11 protein-coding genes, 1 pseudogene and 1 riboswitch are annotated in these 14,817 nt (G+C 74.2%); of the genes and pseudogenes, 10 read left to right on the forward strand and 2 right to left on the reverse strand.

Translation table 11 applies throughout. The features are described 5' to 3' along the window. The 7 genes and pseudogenes from BEP24_RS17695 to ribH form a co-directional block, all read left to right on the forward strand. Positions 1 to 526 (forward strand): annotated as a pseudogene (locus BEP24_RS17695) (hypothetical protein); the annotation flags it as partial. Between the two features lie 89 nt (positions 527 to 615). After that, positions 616 to 2,496, forward strand: coding sequence for a hypothetical protein (locus tag BEP24_RS17860; protein ID WP_083230377.1), 1,881 nt, complete (start codon positions 616 to 618; stop codon positions 2,494 to 2,496). Positions 2,497 to 2,664: 168 nt separating this feature from the next. Continuing rightward, the gene (locus BEP24_RS13840; RefSeq protein WP_253181700.1) at positions 2,665 to 3,984 is read left to right on the forward strand and encodes an alpha/beta hydrolase-fold protein; all 1,320 of its coding nucleotides are present in this window, start codon (positions 2,665 to 2,667) and stop codon (positions 3,982 to 3,984) included. Then, positions 3,981 to 6,488: a bifunctional lysylphosphatidylglycerol flippase/synthetase MprF gene (locus BEP24_RS13845; protein WP_083230378.1), complete on the forward strand. Its 2,508-nt coding sequence runs from the start codon at positions 3,981 to 3,983 to the stop codon at positions 6,486 to 6,488. Before BEP24_RS13840 ends, BEP24_RS13845 begins: the two co-directional genes overlap by 4 nt. A gap of 231 nt (positions 6,489 to 6,719) precedes the next feature. Beyond that, a riboswitch (FMN riboswitch) is annotated at positions 6,720 to 6,853 on the forward strand. Positions 6,854 to 6,933: 80 nt separating this feature from the next. Continuing rightward, on the forward strand, positions 6,934 to 7,575 hold the full coding sequence (locus tag BEP24_RS13850; RefSeq protein ID WP_065964370.1) for a riboflavin synthase: 642 nt from the start codon (positions 6,934 to 6,936) through the stop codon (positions 7,573 to 7,575). Continuing rightward, entirely contained in the window at positions 7,572 to 8,315 is a 744-nt protein-coding gene (gene ribB, locus BEP24_RS13855) for a 3,4-dihydroxy-2-butanone-4-phosphate synthase (protein ID WP_065964372.1), read from the forward strand. The genes BEP24_RS13850 and ribB overlap by 4 nt, the downstream gene beginning before the upstream one ends. Further along, the gene (ribH, locus tag BEP24_RS13860; protein WP_065964375.1) at positions 8,312 to 8,794 is read left to right on the forward strand and encodes a 6,7-dimethyl-8-ribityllumazine synthase; all 483 of its coding nucleotides are present in this window, start codon (positions 8,312 to 8,314) and stop codon (positions 8,792 to 8,794) included. The genes ribB and ribH overlap by 4 nt, the downstream gene beginning before the upstream one ends. Before the next feature lie 227 nt (positions 8,795 to 9,021). Here the strand turns inward: ribH and BEP24_RS17700 are convergent, their stop codons facing one another. After that, the gene (locus tag BEP24_RS17700; RefSeq protein ID WP_171898823.1) at positions 9,022 to 9,192 is read right to left on the reverse strand and encodes a hypothetical protein; all 171 of its coding nucleotides are present in this window, start codon (positions 9,190 to 9,192) and stop codon (positions 9,022 to 9,024) included. A gap of 89 nt (positions 9,193 to 9,281) precedes the next feature. Further along, the gene (locus BEP24_RS13865) at positions 9,282 to 9,836 is read right to left on the reverse strand and encodes a TetR/AcrR family transcriptional regulator (RefSeq protein WP_065964377.1); all 555 of its coding nucleotides are present in this window, start codon (positions 9,834 to 9,836) and stop codon (positions 9,282 to 9,284) included. Between the two features lie 135 nt (positions 9,837 to 9,971). Here BEP24_RS13865 and BEP24_RS13870 point away from each other — a divergent pair, with 135 nt between their 5' ends. From BEP24_RS13870 to BEP24_RS13880, 3 genes are all read left to right on the forward strand, one after another. Then, positions 9,972 to 12,005 carry an aldo/keto reductase gene (locus tag BEP24_RS13870; protein WP_065964391.1) on the forward strand — a complete coding sequence of 678 codons (2,034 nt, stop codon included), beginning with the start codon at positions 9,972 to 9,974 and terminating at the stop codon, positions 12,003 to 12,005. 22 nt (positions 12,006 to 12,027) lie between these two features. Further along, a complete protein-coding gene (locus BEP24_RS13875; protein ID WP_065964378.1) occupies positions 12,028 to 13,062 on the forward strand; it encodes a LacI family DNA-binding transcriptional regulator in 1,035 nt (344 codons plus the stop codon). A 212-nt stretch (positions 13,063 to 13,274) separates the two neighbouring features. Then, a complete protein-coding gene (locus BEP24_RS13880; RefSeq protein ID WP_065964380.1) occupies positions 13,275 to 14,798 on the forward strand; it encodes an MFS transporter in 1,524 nt (507 codons plus the stop codon). Positions 14,799 to 14,817: the final 19 nt, after the last annotated feature.

Below are 14,817 nucleotides of genomic sequence, written 5' to 3' on the forward strand. Positions count from 1 at the left end.
GCCCGTCCCGACCCTGCCCGTCCCGACCCTGCCGACAACGCCGGTGCTGCCGGGAGGCACGACCCCCGTCACCGGGACCGCGCCGGCCCCGGTGGGTGGCGGCACCACCCCGCTCGGCGCGCGTCCGTCGGACGGTGCGGCGCAGGACCTCGGTCCCGCCGGCTCCGCGTCGGACGAGGCCGCGACCTCGGCTGGGTCCGCCGCCGCCGTCTCGCCCGTCAGTGACCGGCAGGCCCGTGTCGCGGCCGCCGGGTCCTCCGGCACCGAGCAGCCGCTGTCCGCCACCCTCGGCGGCCACGCACTGCTCGTCCCCGCGGACGGCGACCGGGACGGCGCACTGCCGACCGGGACCGGCTCCACCGGCACGACCGGTGGCAGCACCTCCGGCTCCGCGGGCAGCGCCCCGGCCGGTGTCGACGGCACCACGGGCACCCAGTTCTCCCTCGCCGCGGGGTCTCGCGGCACGCTCACCGACGACGCGGTCCCCGCATCGGTCGTCGGTGACCACGACGTCGCTCCTGACTGAGGTCGGTGCGCCTGTCCGTCTCGGCAGGCATCGCACCCGTCGACCGTGACCGCGGTCGACGTCAGATCTCGATCAGGGAGTGAACGACCATGAACAAGCACGTCTGCAGAGGGCTCTGGTTCGCCCTCTTCGTCGGTGGCCTCACGATCGGAGGGGCAGCGGCAGCGAACGCCGCCACGACCTCCGGCGCCGACGGAATCGTCTCCGGCACCCAGGTCGCGCCGCACGTCGACGCACCGGTGTCCGTCACCGGGAACGCCCTCGGGGTGCTCGGCGACGCCGTCTCCGCGGCGGTACCCGCTGCTCCGGCTCCGGCTCCGGCCCCGGCAACCGCGCCGGCTCCGGCACCCGCACCTGCTCCGTCCACCTCGGGGGCCGGAGGCGTCGCGTCCGGCACCCAGGTGGTCCCGGAGGTGACGGCACCCGTCCAGGCAGCCGGCAACGCGGTGGCCGTCGGCGGCGACGCCGTCGCGACGACCGCACCGGCGGCGGCGGTGCCTGCTCCGGCTCCGGCAGCTCCGGCGTCTGCGGCGCCTGCTGCTCCGGCTCCGGCGACCACCTCCGGTCAGGACGGCGTCCTGTCCGGCACCCAGGTCGTCGGTGACGTCACCGCACCGGTGACGGCGACCGGCAACGCGGTCGGTGTCCTCGGCGACGCCGAGGCCACCTCGGCACCGGCTCCGTCGACGCCCGCGACCACGCCCGCGGCGACCGGCACCGCGCCGACCACCTCGGGCGCGGACGGCACTGCCTCCGGCACGCAGATCGCGCCGGTGCTGTCCGTCCCGGTCACGGTGACGGGCAACGGCATCGGGCTGCTCGGTGACGGCACCGCGACGGGGACGACCCCGACCGCGGGTGCCGGTACCGGGACCCCGGCTGCCGGTGGGTCGACCTCGGGTTCGGACGGCATCGCTTCGGGCACGCAGGTGTCCCCGGTGGTGAGCGTCCCGGTCACGATCGGCGGCAACGGCATCGGGCTGCTCGGTGACGGCACGGCGACGGGGACCACCCCGGCGACGGGCACGGCACCGACGACCGGCACGGGTACCCCCGCTGCTGGTGGGACGACCTCGGGCTCGGACGGCATCGGTTCGGGCACGCAGGTCATCCCGGTGATCGACGTCCCCGTGACCGTCGGTGGCAACGGCATCGGCGTCATCGGTGACGGCACCGCGACCGGCACCACCCCGACCACGGGCTCCGGCACCGGCACCCCGACGACCGGCGGGTCGACCTCGGGCTCGGACGGCATCGGTTCGGGCACGCAGGTCATCCCGGTGATCGACGTCCCCGTGACCGTCGGTGGCAACGGCATCGGCGTCATCGGTGACGGCACCGCGACCAGCACCACCCCGACCACGGGTTCCGGCACCGGGACCCCGGCGACCGGTGGCTCGACCTCGGGCTCGGGCGGCATCGGTTCGGGCACGCAGATCATCCCGGTGATCAGCATCCCCGTCACCATCGGCGGCAACGGCGTCGGCATCGTCGGCGACGGCACGAGCACCACGCCGGGCACGGGCACGAACCCGGGCACCGGGACGAACCCCGGCACCGGCACGAACCCCGGCACCGGCACCAACCCCGGCACCGGCACCGACCCGGGCACCGGCACGAACCCCGGCACGGGCACGAACCCCGGCACCGGGACCGACCCCGGCACCGGCACGAACCCCGGCACCGGGACCAACCCCGGCACGGGCACGAACCCGGGCACCACGCCCGTGGTGACCACGGTCCCGACGGCGACCACCGTCCCGACCGCAGCCGGCACCGCCGAGGTGACCACCGCCTCCCGGACGACCGCGTCCACCACGGTGGCCGCCGCGACCACGGCGACCACCCGCGGCGACCAGCCGCAGCTCGCGTACACCGGGGCCGCGTCGCAGACGCTGCCCGTCGGGATCGCCCTGCTGCTCCTGCTCGCGGGTGCGGCGGCGATGGTCCTGCGCAAGCGGCTCGCCTGACAGCACGGGTCGGAGGGGCGTCGCACGCGGCGCCCCTCCGACCCGTGCCCGGGGACCGTCGTGTCTTGGTGGCCACAGAGCGTTCCCTGGGAGCGCTCGGTGTCGAACCTGTGCGCAGTGGAAGCGGTTCCCGGCCGTACAGGAAGTCGTGCGCGCCACGATGAACGGGTGCTCCACGAACTCCTGCGCATCCCGATCACGGGTCGGTCGCTCCTCGTCCCCGTCTACGTCGTCGCCGCCGTCCTCACGGCCTGGGTCCTCGTCGGCCCGGCGCGCGAGCGACACCGCGGACGCCGACTCGCGATCCGGGCCGGTGCCGGGGTCGTGGGTGCGGTCGTCGGCCTGGTCGCGGTCTGGTGGACCGGTGACGTGCAGGACCTGTTCGGTGTGGCCTTCACCCCGATCACGAGGATGTGGATCGCCTTCGCGTTCGCCGGGGTGGCGCTCCTGATCGCGGTGCTCGTGCAGGGCGGATGGCGACGTCGGGGCCTCGCACTGGTCGCCGGCGTCGCGGCCGTCCTGTCCGCGGCGCTCGGCGTGAACGTCGACTTCGGCTTCTACAAGAACGTCGAGCAGGCCGTCGCGACCAGCCCCTACCGGACGGTGAAGCTGCCGGTCGAGCACACGACGGGGTCGACCGACCTCGCCGACTGGCACGCACCGGCCGGCATGCCCCGCAGCGGTGAGACCCTGAGCGTCGCCATCCCCGGCACGGTCTCGCACTTCCGGGCCCGCAAGGCCGTGGTCTGGCTGCCGCCGGCCGCCCGCGTCGCGAACCCGCCGAAGCTGCCCGTGATCATCGCGTTCTCCGGGCAGCCCGGCCAGCCCGCCGACCTGTTCCAGACCGGCGACATGGGGCAGTTCCTCGACCACTACGCGGCACAGCACGACGGCCTCGGCCCGATCGTGGTCTCGCCCGACCAGCTCGGCGCACCGAACCGGAACCCGATGTGCCTCGACTCGCGCCGACTGGGCCGGAGCGCCACGTACGTCACGACCGACACGGTGAACTGGATCCAGGCGCACCTGCCCGTCGAGAGCGGTCCCGCGCACTGGGGTGTCGCCGGCTTCTCGGAGGGTGCGACCTGCGCGATGCAGTTCAGCGCGTCCCGCCCCGACCTGTTCGGCACCACCCTCGCGATCTCGAGCGAGCTCGGCCCGAAGAACGGCAGCCTGCAGCAGACCATCGCCCTCGGCTTCGGCGGGGACGCGGCCGCCTACCGCGCCGCGATGCCGGTCGCCGAGATGGCCGCGCACGCGCCGTACCGTGACCACCTGACGGTGTTCGGCTACGGTCAGGACGACGCCCCGTACACGGCGTCGACCGGACTGCTCCGAGCGGCAGCGGAACGTGCCGGGATGCAGACGAGCACCATCGTCTCGCCCGGCTCCGCCCACGACTGGAACACGGTGCGGTACGTGCTCGCGCACGGACTGCCGCCGGTGCTCGCGCACCTCGGTCTCCCCGCGACGGAGGGCGCACTGTGACCACGGACGAGACGACGACGACGTCGCCCCAGGCCTCGACCCCGACCCCGTCGGCCCCGCCGCCCCGCGAGCCGGGCCGCTTCGCGACCGCTGCGTCGACCGCCTGGACGGCGACGGTGCGGGCGCTGCGGCGTCGACCGGTGACCGCGGTGGTCGTGGTGCTCGTCCTGGTGACGTCGATCGTCGGCATCGCCCTGCGCGTCTCGCACGGCGTCGAGCCGACGCACTTCGGCCCGCTCCGGGTCTTCGCGGCGTCGACCGGTGTGCTCGCCCTCGTCGCGACCGTCGCCGGCGTCGTGGTGCTGCTCGGCGCCTCCGAACGGCTGATGGGGTCGTGGCGCACCGCGATCGCGTTCGTCGTGACGGCCGTGGTCGGGACCGGGCTCGGCGCACTCGTGGCGCTCCTCGACCCCGACGGTCGCCCCGTCGGTTCGCTGCTGCTCGGTCGGGCGACGAGCTTCGACCCGTGGACCGCCCTGGTCGGCACGATCGTCACCGCGAGCGCCTTCGCTGGTCCGCTCTGGCGACGCCGCATCCGGGTCAACGCGTTCGCCGTGGTCGCCGCGCTGCTGCTCTACGCCGGGCACGTCTCCGACCTGTACGCCGCGTGCGCCGCCCTCGTGGGCTGGGGCCTCGGCACCCTGCTCCGCAGCGGCCCCGCACGCATCGGGTGGGTCCGCAGCTCGCACCGCGAGACCCGGGTCCTGCTCGGCACGGTCGTGCTCGTGTCCGCGGTCGGCCCGGTCATCGCCCTGGTGTCCCGCGCCCGCGTGGGCCTGCTCGCGCCGCTCGCGGCCGTCGTCGGCGCCGGGCCGGTCACCCCGGTGCGCGGCTGCCACGCCGACGGTGCGGTCGACACGTGCCTGCGCGGCCTGCTGAACTACCGCGCGACCGACCCGTGGACGCTCGTCCTCGCGGCCGCACCGCTGCTCGTCCTGGTGGTCGGCGGCCTCGGGCTCATGCGCGGGAGCCGGTTCGCGGTGTGGCTCGTCGTCGCGGTCGAGCTCGTCACGGGCATCGCCGCCGCGGTCACCTACAGCGCGGTGCCCGGTCGGGTGCAGCAGCTGCACGGCTCGGAGAACCAGGTCGTGGTCGACCTGTCGATCGCTGCCTCCATCGTCGTGCCGCTCGCGACCGCGCTCGTGCTCGTCGTGCTGCGCCGGTCCTTCACGGTGCTGCCGTCGCGTCGGCGGGTGGCGACGTTCGGCGTCGTCGTGCTCGCAGCCGCGGCGGTCATCATCGTGCTCGTCCTCGTCACCGCCGCGTCGTCGCCGCAGCGCGTGGCCGACCCGCTCCGCCTGGTCGTCGCGGTGCTCGGGCCGCTGTCGCCCGTGACGTTCTGGGACCGCCTGCCCGCGATGGACCCGGCGCTCCGGTTCCTGCTCGGCGTGTCCGGCCCGGCGCTCTGGACGGTCATCGCCCTCGCCGCGATCCGTCCGACCGGGGCCGCTCCGCACGCCCTCGACACCGACGTCGTCGGCCGTGACCGCGCTCGCGCCCGGGCGCTGCTCGAGGCCGCGGGCGGGGACACGTTCGGCTGGATGACGACCTGGCAGGGGAACGCCTACTGGTTCGCCGAGGACGGTCGCGCGGGCGTCGCGTACCGCCGCACCGGCCGGGTCGCGGTCACCGTCGGGGGACCCTTCGGCTGGCCGGACGCCCGCGACCGCGCGATGACCGCGTTCGCGCGGTACTGCGACGACAACGGCTGGACGGCCGCCTACTACGGCATCGAGGCCGACGCGGCCGCGCACCTCGTCGAGCAGGGCTGGGCGACGCTCCCGGTCGCCGAGGACGCCGACCTCGACCCCCGCACGTGGACCACGACCGGCAAGAAGAAGCAGGACGTCCGCACCTCGGTGAACAAGGCGAAGCGCGAGGGCATCACGGCCCTGTGGTCGTCGTGGCAGGACCTGCCCGTCGCCACGACCCGGCAGATCGAGGCGATCTCCGAGGAGTGGGTGTCGGAGCGCGAACTGCCGGAGATGGGCTTCACGCTCGGCGGCGTCGACGAGATGCGCGACCCCGCCGTGCGCACGCTCGTCGCGCTCGACGCCGAGGGCACGGTCCTGGGCGTGACGAGCTGGCTCCCCACCTTCCGCGAGGGCCGCGTGGTCGGCTGGACGCTCGACGTGATGCGTCGCACGGCCGCCGCACCGAACGGTGTCATGGAGTTCCTCGTCGCGAGCGCCGCCGAGCAGATGCGCCAGGACGGCGTCGAGCGGCTCAGCCTGTCGGCGGCACCGCTCGCCTCGTCGTCGGACGCGCCGCCCGCGAGCGAGGGCGTGCAGAGCCTGCTCGACCTGGTCGGCGGGGTGCTCGAGCCGGTCTACGGGTTCCGGTCGCTGCTGCGGTTCAAGGCGAAGTTCGGCCCGGAGCTGCACCCGCTCGTGCTGGCGTACCCGGACCCGGTCGCGCTGCCCGCGATCGGGATCGCGGTGGTCCGCGCGTACCTCCCCGACCTGTCGGTGCGGCAGGCGGTCGCGCTGGTCCGCGGCCGCTGACGCGGTGACGGACGGGAGGCACGTGGCGGCGCCGCCACGGGCCTCCCGTCCGTCACGTGGGACCCGGCGCCGGTGGCGGACCGCGCCACCGGACCAGGCAGCCGACCAGGCAGCGGACCGGTCACCGGTCCCGCTCCCGCACACGCTGCCGGACACGTCTCCGGTCCGTGGCGCCGCGTGACGCGGTCCCGGCACCCGTGCCGGTGGGGTGGGGTATCGTCGGGTCCACGCAAGCGCTCCGGGGTCGGTGCAATTCCGAACCGGTGGTGACAGTCCACGAGCTGAGGACGGGTGCACGCCCGACCGATGTTGACCCGGCGGAACTCCGGGACCGACGGTGAGAGTCCGGACGGGAGGAAGCGCTGGCGGCCAGGACGATCCGTCGTCCCGTCCGCCGCTGCCGACGTCCGTCGCGCACACCCGGAGTCCCGTTGAGAGGACACCAGTGTTCACCGGCATCATCGAGGAACTCGGCACCGTCACCGCCGTCGAGCAGCACGGCGACTCCGTCGCGCTCACCGTCCGCGGCCCGATCGTGGTCGCCGACGCACGGCACGGCGACTCCATCGCCACGAGCGGCGTCTGCCTGACCGTGGTCGAGCAGACCGAGGACACCTTCACCGCCTTCGTCATGCGTCAGACGCTCGACATGAGCGCACACGGGTCGCTCGCCGTTGGGGACCGGCTGAACCTCGAGCGTGCCGCGTCGGTGGGGGACCGCCTCGGCGGCCACATCGTGCAGGGGCACGTCGACGGCACCGCGACCGTCCTGTCGACCAGCGACGGTGACGGCTGGCGCCGGGTCCGGTTCTCGCTCGCGCCCGACCTCAGCCCGCTCGTGGTCGACAAGGGCTCGGTCGCGATCGACGGCGTCTCGCTCACCGTCAGCGCCGTCTCCAGCGAGGACACCGACCCCGCCGACGCGTGGTTCGAGGTCAGCCTCATCCCCGAGACACTCACCGCCACGACCCTCGGTGCGCGCGTCCCCGGCGACCGGGTGAACATCGAGACCGACGTGCTCGCCCGGCACGTGCGCCGGATGCTGCGGCTCGACGCCGCCACGGTGCCCGTCCTGGAGGCACGGTGAGCGCCGTCGACGCCGCGCACGTCGAGCGCGTGGTGCCGTCGACCCCGGTGGCGGGTCCGGTGGGGTCGTCCGTCGGTGGCACGGTGTCGGGGCTGTCCTCGGTCGAGGACGCCGTCGCGGCGATCGCGGCCGGCCGCCCGGTGATCGTGGCCGACGACGAACACCGCGAGAACGAGGGCGACGTCGTCCTCGCCGCCGAGCTCGCGTCGCCCGAGTGGATCGCGTGGACCGTGGCGCACTCCTCCGGGTTCATCTGCGCCCCGGTCAGTGCGGCGATCGCCGACGCGCTCGACCTGCCGCCGATGGTCGCGCGCAACGAGGACGTCCGCGGCACCGCGTACACCGTGACCGTCGACGCGGCCGTCGGGGTCACCACCGGCATCAGCGCGCACGACCGAGCACGGACCCTGCGGGTGCTCGCCGACCCCGCGTCGGTCCGCGACGACCTGCACCGTCCGGGGCACGTCGTCCCGCTGCGGGCACGACCCGGCGGCGTCCGCGAGCGCGCCGGGCACACCGAAGCAGCGATCGAGCTCGTCACCGCGGCCGGGCTCCGGCCCGCAGCGGCGATCTGCGAGATCGTCGGCGAGGACGGCGACATGATGCGCCTGCCGGGCCTCGTCGCACTCGGGGCACGCGAGGGCGTGCCCGTCATCACCATCGCCGCACTCGTCGACTGGCTCGACGCGGCAGACCGGGCGGCGGCAGCGTCCGCGCCCCAGGAGGGAACCACACGATGAGCGGAGCCGGAGCAGCCGAGCGCGACCACGTCGACGGGACGGGGGTGCGCGTGGCGATCGTCGCCGGGCAGTGGCACGAGACCATCGCGGGCGGCCTGCTCGCGGGGGCGCAGCGCGAGGTGCAGCGCCTCGGGGCCACCGCGCAGGTCGTCCCCGTGCCGGGCAGCTTCGAGCTGCCGGTCGTCGCGAAGGCCGCGCTCGAGGCCGGGTTCGACGCGGTCGTCGCCCTCGGGGTGATCATCCGCGGCGGCACCCCGCACTTCGAGTACGTGTCCGACGCCGCCACGAGCGGACTCACCCGCGTCGCGATCGAGACCGGCAAGCCCGTCGGCTTCGGCGTGCTCACCCTCGACGACGAGCAGCAGGGCATCGACCGCGCCGGGCTGCCCGGGTCGAAGGAGGACAAGGGCGCCGAGGCGGCGCACGCCGCGATCGCGACGGCCCTGTCGCTGCGGAGCCTGCGCGAGATCGCGGGCTGACGCCGGCGCGGCGGTCGCCCCGGGCGCGCCGCGCGGGGAGCCGCTGCTCGGGCCACGCGGCCCGCGCACAACGAGAAGCACCTCGCACCACGGAATCCCGTGGTGCGAGGTGCTTCTCGTTGTGCAGCGCGCATCGAGCGCTTCGCCGCGGCGATCGGCGCCGGCACCCACCGGACGCAGAACGGCCCCGCACCACCGGTGCGGGGCCGTTCCGTCGAGCGCTGGGGTCAGCGCTTGCCGAACACGTGGATCGGCAGGAAGAACGAGAGCGACATCAGGATCAGTCCGCCCATGAAGACGAACGCCTGACCGGACTCCACCTGGAAGGCGAAACCGAACAGGTACATCGATGCCAGCAGCAGCAGGATCGAGAAGAAAGCGGCGATGACGCGGCCCACGGTGGTACCTCCGGTTCGAGCGGGTGGATCGTGCCCAGTCTATCCCCAGGTCGGGCGCCGGCGGTCCACCCCGACGCCGGAGCGCCGGATCACGCGCCGGGACGGGTGGCGACGAGCCGGTCGACGACGGCGAGCAGCGCCTCCATGTCGACCGAGCCGCGGTTCGGTCGGACCTCGTCGACGGTGACGGCACCGAGCGAGGCCTGGTGGTAGAGCCCGTCGCCGAGCAGCTTCACGGCCTGTGCCGTCGGCACGTCGTGCAGGGCGTCGACGAGGGCTTCGAGCCACGCGTTCTCGGTGTCGTCCAGGGTGCGCCCGGCCTCCTCGTAGCCCGCCTGCTGCAGCCGGCTGGCCGCGAGCAGGACGAGGTCGAGCTCGCTCCCGACGTACAGGCAGTTGCGGACGAAGTACCGCGCTGCGCCGTCCTCGGCCTCGCGCATGTGCTCGACGTCGATCGCGGAGAGGTCGGAGAGCCGCTCGCACAGCCCCTCGACCAGGGCGGCCTTCGAACCGAAGTGGTAGAGCAGTCCGCCCTTGGACACCCCGGCCCGGGCGGCGACGGCGTCGAGGGTCGCCGGACGCTCGCCCTCCTCGCACACGATGGCGACGAAGCTGTCCAGGACACGGTCACGGGCGCTTGCCATGCGCACGAGTCTAGGGACCCGTCCGGACCGCGGCGACCGATCGGTTCCGTGAACGTTCACGAACGCCTTGTCGGGGCACTCGGGCGCCGGTAGCGTCGCGGTGACCGGATGGTCCACCACACGAACAGGAACCGCATGTCAGCGCAGACCGCGACCCCCTCGTCCACCCCGCCCACCGGGTCCGACCGCCCCGGGTGGGCGGTGCTCGGACCGGGCTCGATCGCCCGCCGGTTCCTGTCCCAGCTGCCGACGAGCACGGGTGTCCTGGTCGCCGCGGGCAGCTCCTCGGCCGAACGGGCGCAGCGCTTCGCCGACGAGGCCGCCGAGCACGGGTTCGCCGACGTCCGCGCCGGCAGCTACGAGGACGTCCTCGCCGACGAGCGCGTCGACGCCGTGTACGTCGCGACCGTCCACACCGGTCACGCCGACCTCGTCGTCCGCGCCCTCGAGGCGGGCAAGGCCGTGCTGTGCGAGAAGCCCCTCGCCCCGAACCACGGCACCGCGATGGCCCTCGTCGACGCCGCACGCCAGGCCGGTCTCCCGCTCGTCGAGGCCTTCATGTACCGCTTCCACCCGCAGACCGCGGCGCTGCTCGACCTCGTCCGCACGGGTGCGATCGGCGACGTCGTGCACGTCGACGCGTCCTTCGCGTTCCGCGCCGCGGAGCGCACCGGGCGGCTGTACGACCCCGCGACCGCGGGCGGCGGCATCCTCGACGTCGGCGGGTACCCGGTGACGATGGCCGCCGCGGTCGTGCAGGCCGCGACCGGTGTCCCCGTCGCGGAGCCCGTCGACCTCACCGCGACCGGCGCCCTCGGCCCGACGGGCGTCGACGAGTGGACCGTGGCGCACCTGACCTACCGCACCGGCATCACCGCGAGCGTCCGCACCGGCGTGCGCCTTCAGGACGACAACACGGTGACCGTGCACGGCAGCCGCGGACGGATCGTCCTCACCGACCCGTGGACGCTCTCCGACGACCCCACCATCACGGTGCACACCGTCGACGAGGAGCCGCGCACGCTGTCGTCCACCGGCGAGCACCCCTACGCCCACGAGGCCGACGCCACCGTCGCCGCCCTCCGGTCCGGAGCGGTCGAGGCGCCGCAGATGACCCACGACGAGACCCTGGCGACCGTCCGCACGCTGGACCGCTGGCGTGCGGCGATCGGTCTGCGCTACCCGTTCGAGGCCGAGACCGCCGACATCCCCACGGTCGGCGGCCGCCCCCTGCGTGTCCGCGCCGACGCCCCCATGCAGTACGGCACGCTGCCCGGCATCGACAAGCGTGTCTCGCGGCTCGTGATGGGCGTCGACAACCAGCCGGACCTGGCGCACGCCAGCGCACTGTTCGACATGTTCGTCGAGCAGGGCGGGACCGTCTTCGACACCGGCTACATCTACGGCGGCGGCGTCCTCGAGGGCAGGCTCGGCACGTGGATCCAGAACCGCGGCATCCGCGACGACGTGGTGGTCATCACGAAGGGCGCGCACACCCCGTACTGCGACCCGGAGTCGCTGAGCCGCCAGCTCCTCGAGAGCCTCGAGCGGCAGGGCACCGACCACGCGGACGTCTACATGATGCACCGCGACAACGAGGACGTGCCGGTGGGGGAGTTCGTCGACGTCCTCGACGAGCACCGCCGCGCCGGCCGCATCCGGGTGTACGGCGGCTCGAACTGGAGCCTCGCCCGCTTCGACGAGGCGAACGCCTACGCAGCGGCGAACGGCAAGCACGGGTTCGAGGTCCTCAGCAACCACTTCGGCCTCGCCGAGGCGTACGACGTGCCGTGGGAGGGCTGCCGGCACGTCACCGACGCGGCGTCGAAGCAGTGGCTCGAGGAACGCCAGGTCCCGCTGCTGCCGTGGTCGTCGCAGGCCCGCGGGTTCTTCACCGGCCGCGCGACCCCGGAGGACACCAGCGATGCCGAGCTCGTCCGCTGCTACTACTCCGACGCGAACTTCGAGCGCCTGCGCCGTGCCCGGGAGCTCGGCGAGCAGCACGGCGTGCCCGCGACGGCGATCGCCCTGGCCTACGTGCTCCACCAGCCGTTCCCGACGTTCCCGCTGTTCGGACCGCGCACCATCGCCGAGGCACGGTCCTCGATGACGGGCCTGTCGGTGGAGCTCAGCCCGGAGCAGGTCGCCTGGCTCGACCTGCGCGCCTGACGGCACGGCCGACCCGACGACGGTGACGCACACCCCGCCGCCCGACGCGGGCGCGACCTCCCCGGCCGCGCCCGCGTCGCCGCGCGCCACGATCCACGACGTCGCGGCAGCCGCCGGGGTGTCCCGCCAGACGGTCACCCGCGCCGTCAACGGCATGTACGGCATCAGCGCCGCGACGAAGGAGCGGGTCCTCGCCGCGGCGGCCGCGCTCGACTACCGCCCGTCGCGGTTCGGCCGCGGCCTCGTCACCGGGGGTGACCGGCAGCTCGGGCTCGTGGTGAACGACCTCCGCAACCCCTACTCGCCGGAGCTCGCCGCCGCCGTCCTCGGCCTCGCCGCCGCCCGCGGGTGGAACGTCATGCTCGCCGACGTCGGGCTCTCCGGGGACGAGGACCGCGCGGTCCGGGCGCTCGGCGCGCAGACCGACGTCGTGATCGGGTACCTCGGCTCCCGAGCAGCGGAGTGGATCGGCCACCTCGGATCGGTCCCGGTCGTCGAGCTCGACCCCGCCGGCGAGGTCCTCCGCGCGGCCGTCCGCCTCGACGCGTCCGCCGCGGTCGAGGACCTCGCGGACCACCTCGTCGCGTCCGGCGTCCGGCACCCGGTCATCGTCGACGCGTCGCACGACGCACGCCCGAGCAGCCGCGGGCGGCTCATGCTCGACGCCCTGCGCCGACGGGGACGCCACCCCGAGATCGCGATCGCCGACGCCGCGACCGCGGAGCACGGCGCGGCGATGGCGGCCCGTGCGCTCGAACGCTTCCCCGGCGTCGACGCGGTGCTCGCCTTCAACGACGTGATGGCCCTCGGCGTGCTCGCCGCGTGCCGACGCGCGGGGGTCGACGTGCCGGGCACGGTCCGCGTCGTCGGGGTCGACGGACTCACGGCCGGCACCCTGGTCGCCCCGACGCTCACGACGCTCGCGGTCGACCTCGCAGCCGTCGCACGCGAGGCCGTCGACCTCGCCCTCGGCATGCTCGCCGGTGACCTGCCGCGCTCCGGCGCGACGGTGCAACGCACCGTCCGGCACCGGCTGCTGGTGCGCGAGTCCGCCTGACCGGCCACAGCCCGGAAGGTACGCACGAGGCGGCCGGGAGGCGCGGTGCACGGCCGGCACGCGCCTCCCGGCCGTCGATCGGTTGCATTTGCAACTAACACCGTCCAGACGGTACACTCACGGAGTCCTGACGGGGCGCGTGTCCACTTCCGCGTCCCGTCTCGTCTGCTCCGCCGTCGACCTGGTCCGGCTCGAAGTCCCAGGGAGTCCCCGTGTCCGCACTGCTCACCAGCCCCGTCGCCACCGCCGTCACCGGCAGCCGCGCCCGACGGTTCGCGGCCCTCGCCGTGCTGATGCTGCCCGTGCTGCTCATCTCGGTGGACAACACCGTGCTGAGCTTCGCGCTGCCGACGATCGCCCGCGCACTCGACCCGAGCGCGACCACGCAGCTCTGGATCGTCGACGTCTTCCCGCTCGTGCTCGCCGGGCTGCTCGTCGTGATGGGCAGCATCGGTGACCGCATCGGCCGCCGTCGCATCCTCGTGGTCGGTGGCACCGGGTTCGCACTGTTCTCGTTCGCCGCGGCCTTCGCCACCGAGGCCTGGATGCTCGTCGCCGCCCGCGCCGCGATGGGCGTCTTCGGCGCCATGCTCATGCCCGCGACCCTGTCGATCATCCGCAACGTCTTCACCGACGCGGGGGAGCGACGCATGGCGCTCGCCGTGTGGTCGACGATGTTCGCGGCCGGCAACGCCCTCGGCCCGCTCGTCGGTGGCGTCCTGCTCGCGCACTTCCACTGGGGGAGCGTCTTCGTCGTCGCCGTCCCGATCCTCGTGCTCATGCTCGTCGGGATCCCGTTCTTCGTCCCGGAGTCCCGCGACCCCGCGCCAGGCCCCGTCGACGTGACGAGCATGGCGCTGTCCCTCGGCGCGCTCGCCCCCACCGCCTGGGCGATCAAGTCGGTCGTGCACCCCGAGGAGCGCGGCTTCGCGATCGCCCTGCTCGCGGTCGGAGTCCTGTGCGGGATCGCGTTCGTCCGTCGGCAGCTCCGGTCCCGCACGCCGATGCTCGACCTCCGGCTGTTCCAGAGCACCGCGTTCACCGGCAGCGTGCTCATGAACATGGCGGCGATGTTCTCGCTCACCGGGTTCCTGTTCTTCGTCGCGCAGCACCTGCAGCTCGTCGCCGGCCTCGACCCGTTCGCGGCGGGGGTCGTGCTCATCCCGGGCTCGGTGCTCACCATCGTCGCGGGCCTCGTGGTCGTCCCGATCGTGGCCCGGGTCGCCCCGCGCTGGGTCGTCGCCGTCTCGCTGACGTTCTCGGCCGCCGCGTACGCGATGGTGTCGGTGCTCGGGCACGGCGCCTCGGTGGTCGCACTCGGCTTCGCGTTCGTGCTGCTCGGCATCGGCATCGGCGCGTCCGAGACCGTGACGAACGACCTCATCATCTCGACCGCGCCGGCGGACAAGGCCGGTGCCGCCTCGGCGGTGTCCGAGACCGCGTACGAGATCGGCGCGGTGCTCGGCACGGCCGTGCTCGGGACGGTCCTGGCGACCGCGTACCGGGCGCACGTCGTGGTGCCCGACGGCCTGAGCGGTGCGGCGCACACGGCGGCGCAGGAGACGCTCGGCGGCGCGGTGTCGGCGGCGTCGGACCTCGGCGGGACGGCCGGGCAGGCGCTGCTCGAGAGCGCCCGGGCCGCCTTCGACTCGGGCGTGACGATCACGGCCGGTGTCGCCGCGGTGCTCATGCTCGTCGCGGCGGCCGCCTCGGTCGTCATGCTCAAGCGCGACTGAGCTCGCGCCCGCCCCGCCC

Origin of the sequence: Curtobacterium sp. UCD-KPL2560, assembly GCF_001705035.1 — a bacterium.
GTDB lineage: Bacteria > Actinomycetota > Actinomycetes > Actinomycetales > Microbacteriaceae > Curtobacterium.

Excerpts from the sequence above, each read along its gene's own strand:
- BEP24_RS13870 (WP_065964391.1), top strand. The coding sequence starts at position 9,972 with ATGTCAGCGCAGACCGCGACCCCCTCGTCCACCCCGCCCACCGGGTCC.
- BEP24_RS13865 (WP_065964377.1), bottom strand. The coding sequence starts at position 9,836 with ATGGCAAGCGCCCGTGACCGTGTCCTGGACAGCTTCGTCGCCATCGTG.
- ribH (WP_065964375.1), top strand. The coding sequence starts at position 8,312 with ATGAGCGGAGCCGGAGCAGCCGAGCGCGACCACGTCGACGGGACGGGG.
- BEP24_RS17860 (WP_083230377.1), top strand. The coding sequence starts at position 616 with ATGAACAAGCACGTCTGCAGAGGGCTCTGGTTCGCCCTCTTCGTCGGT.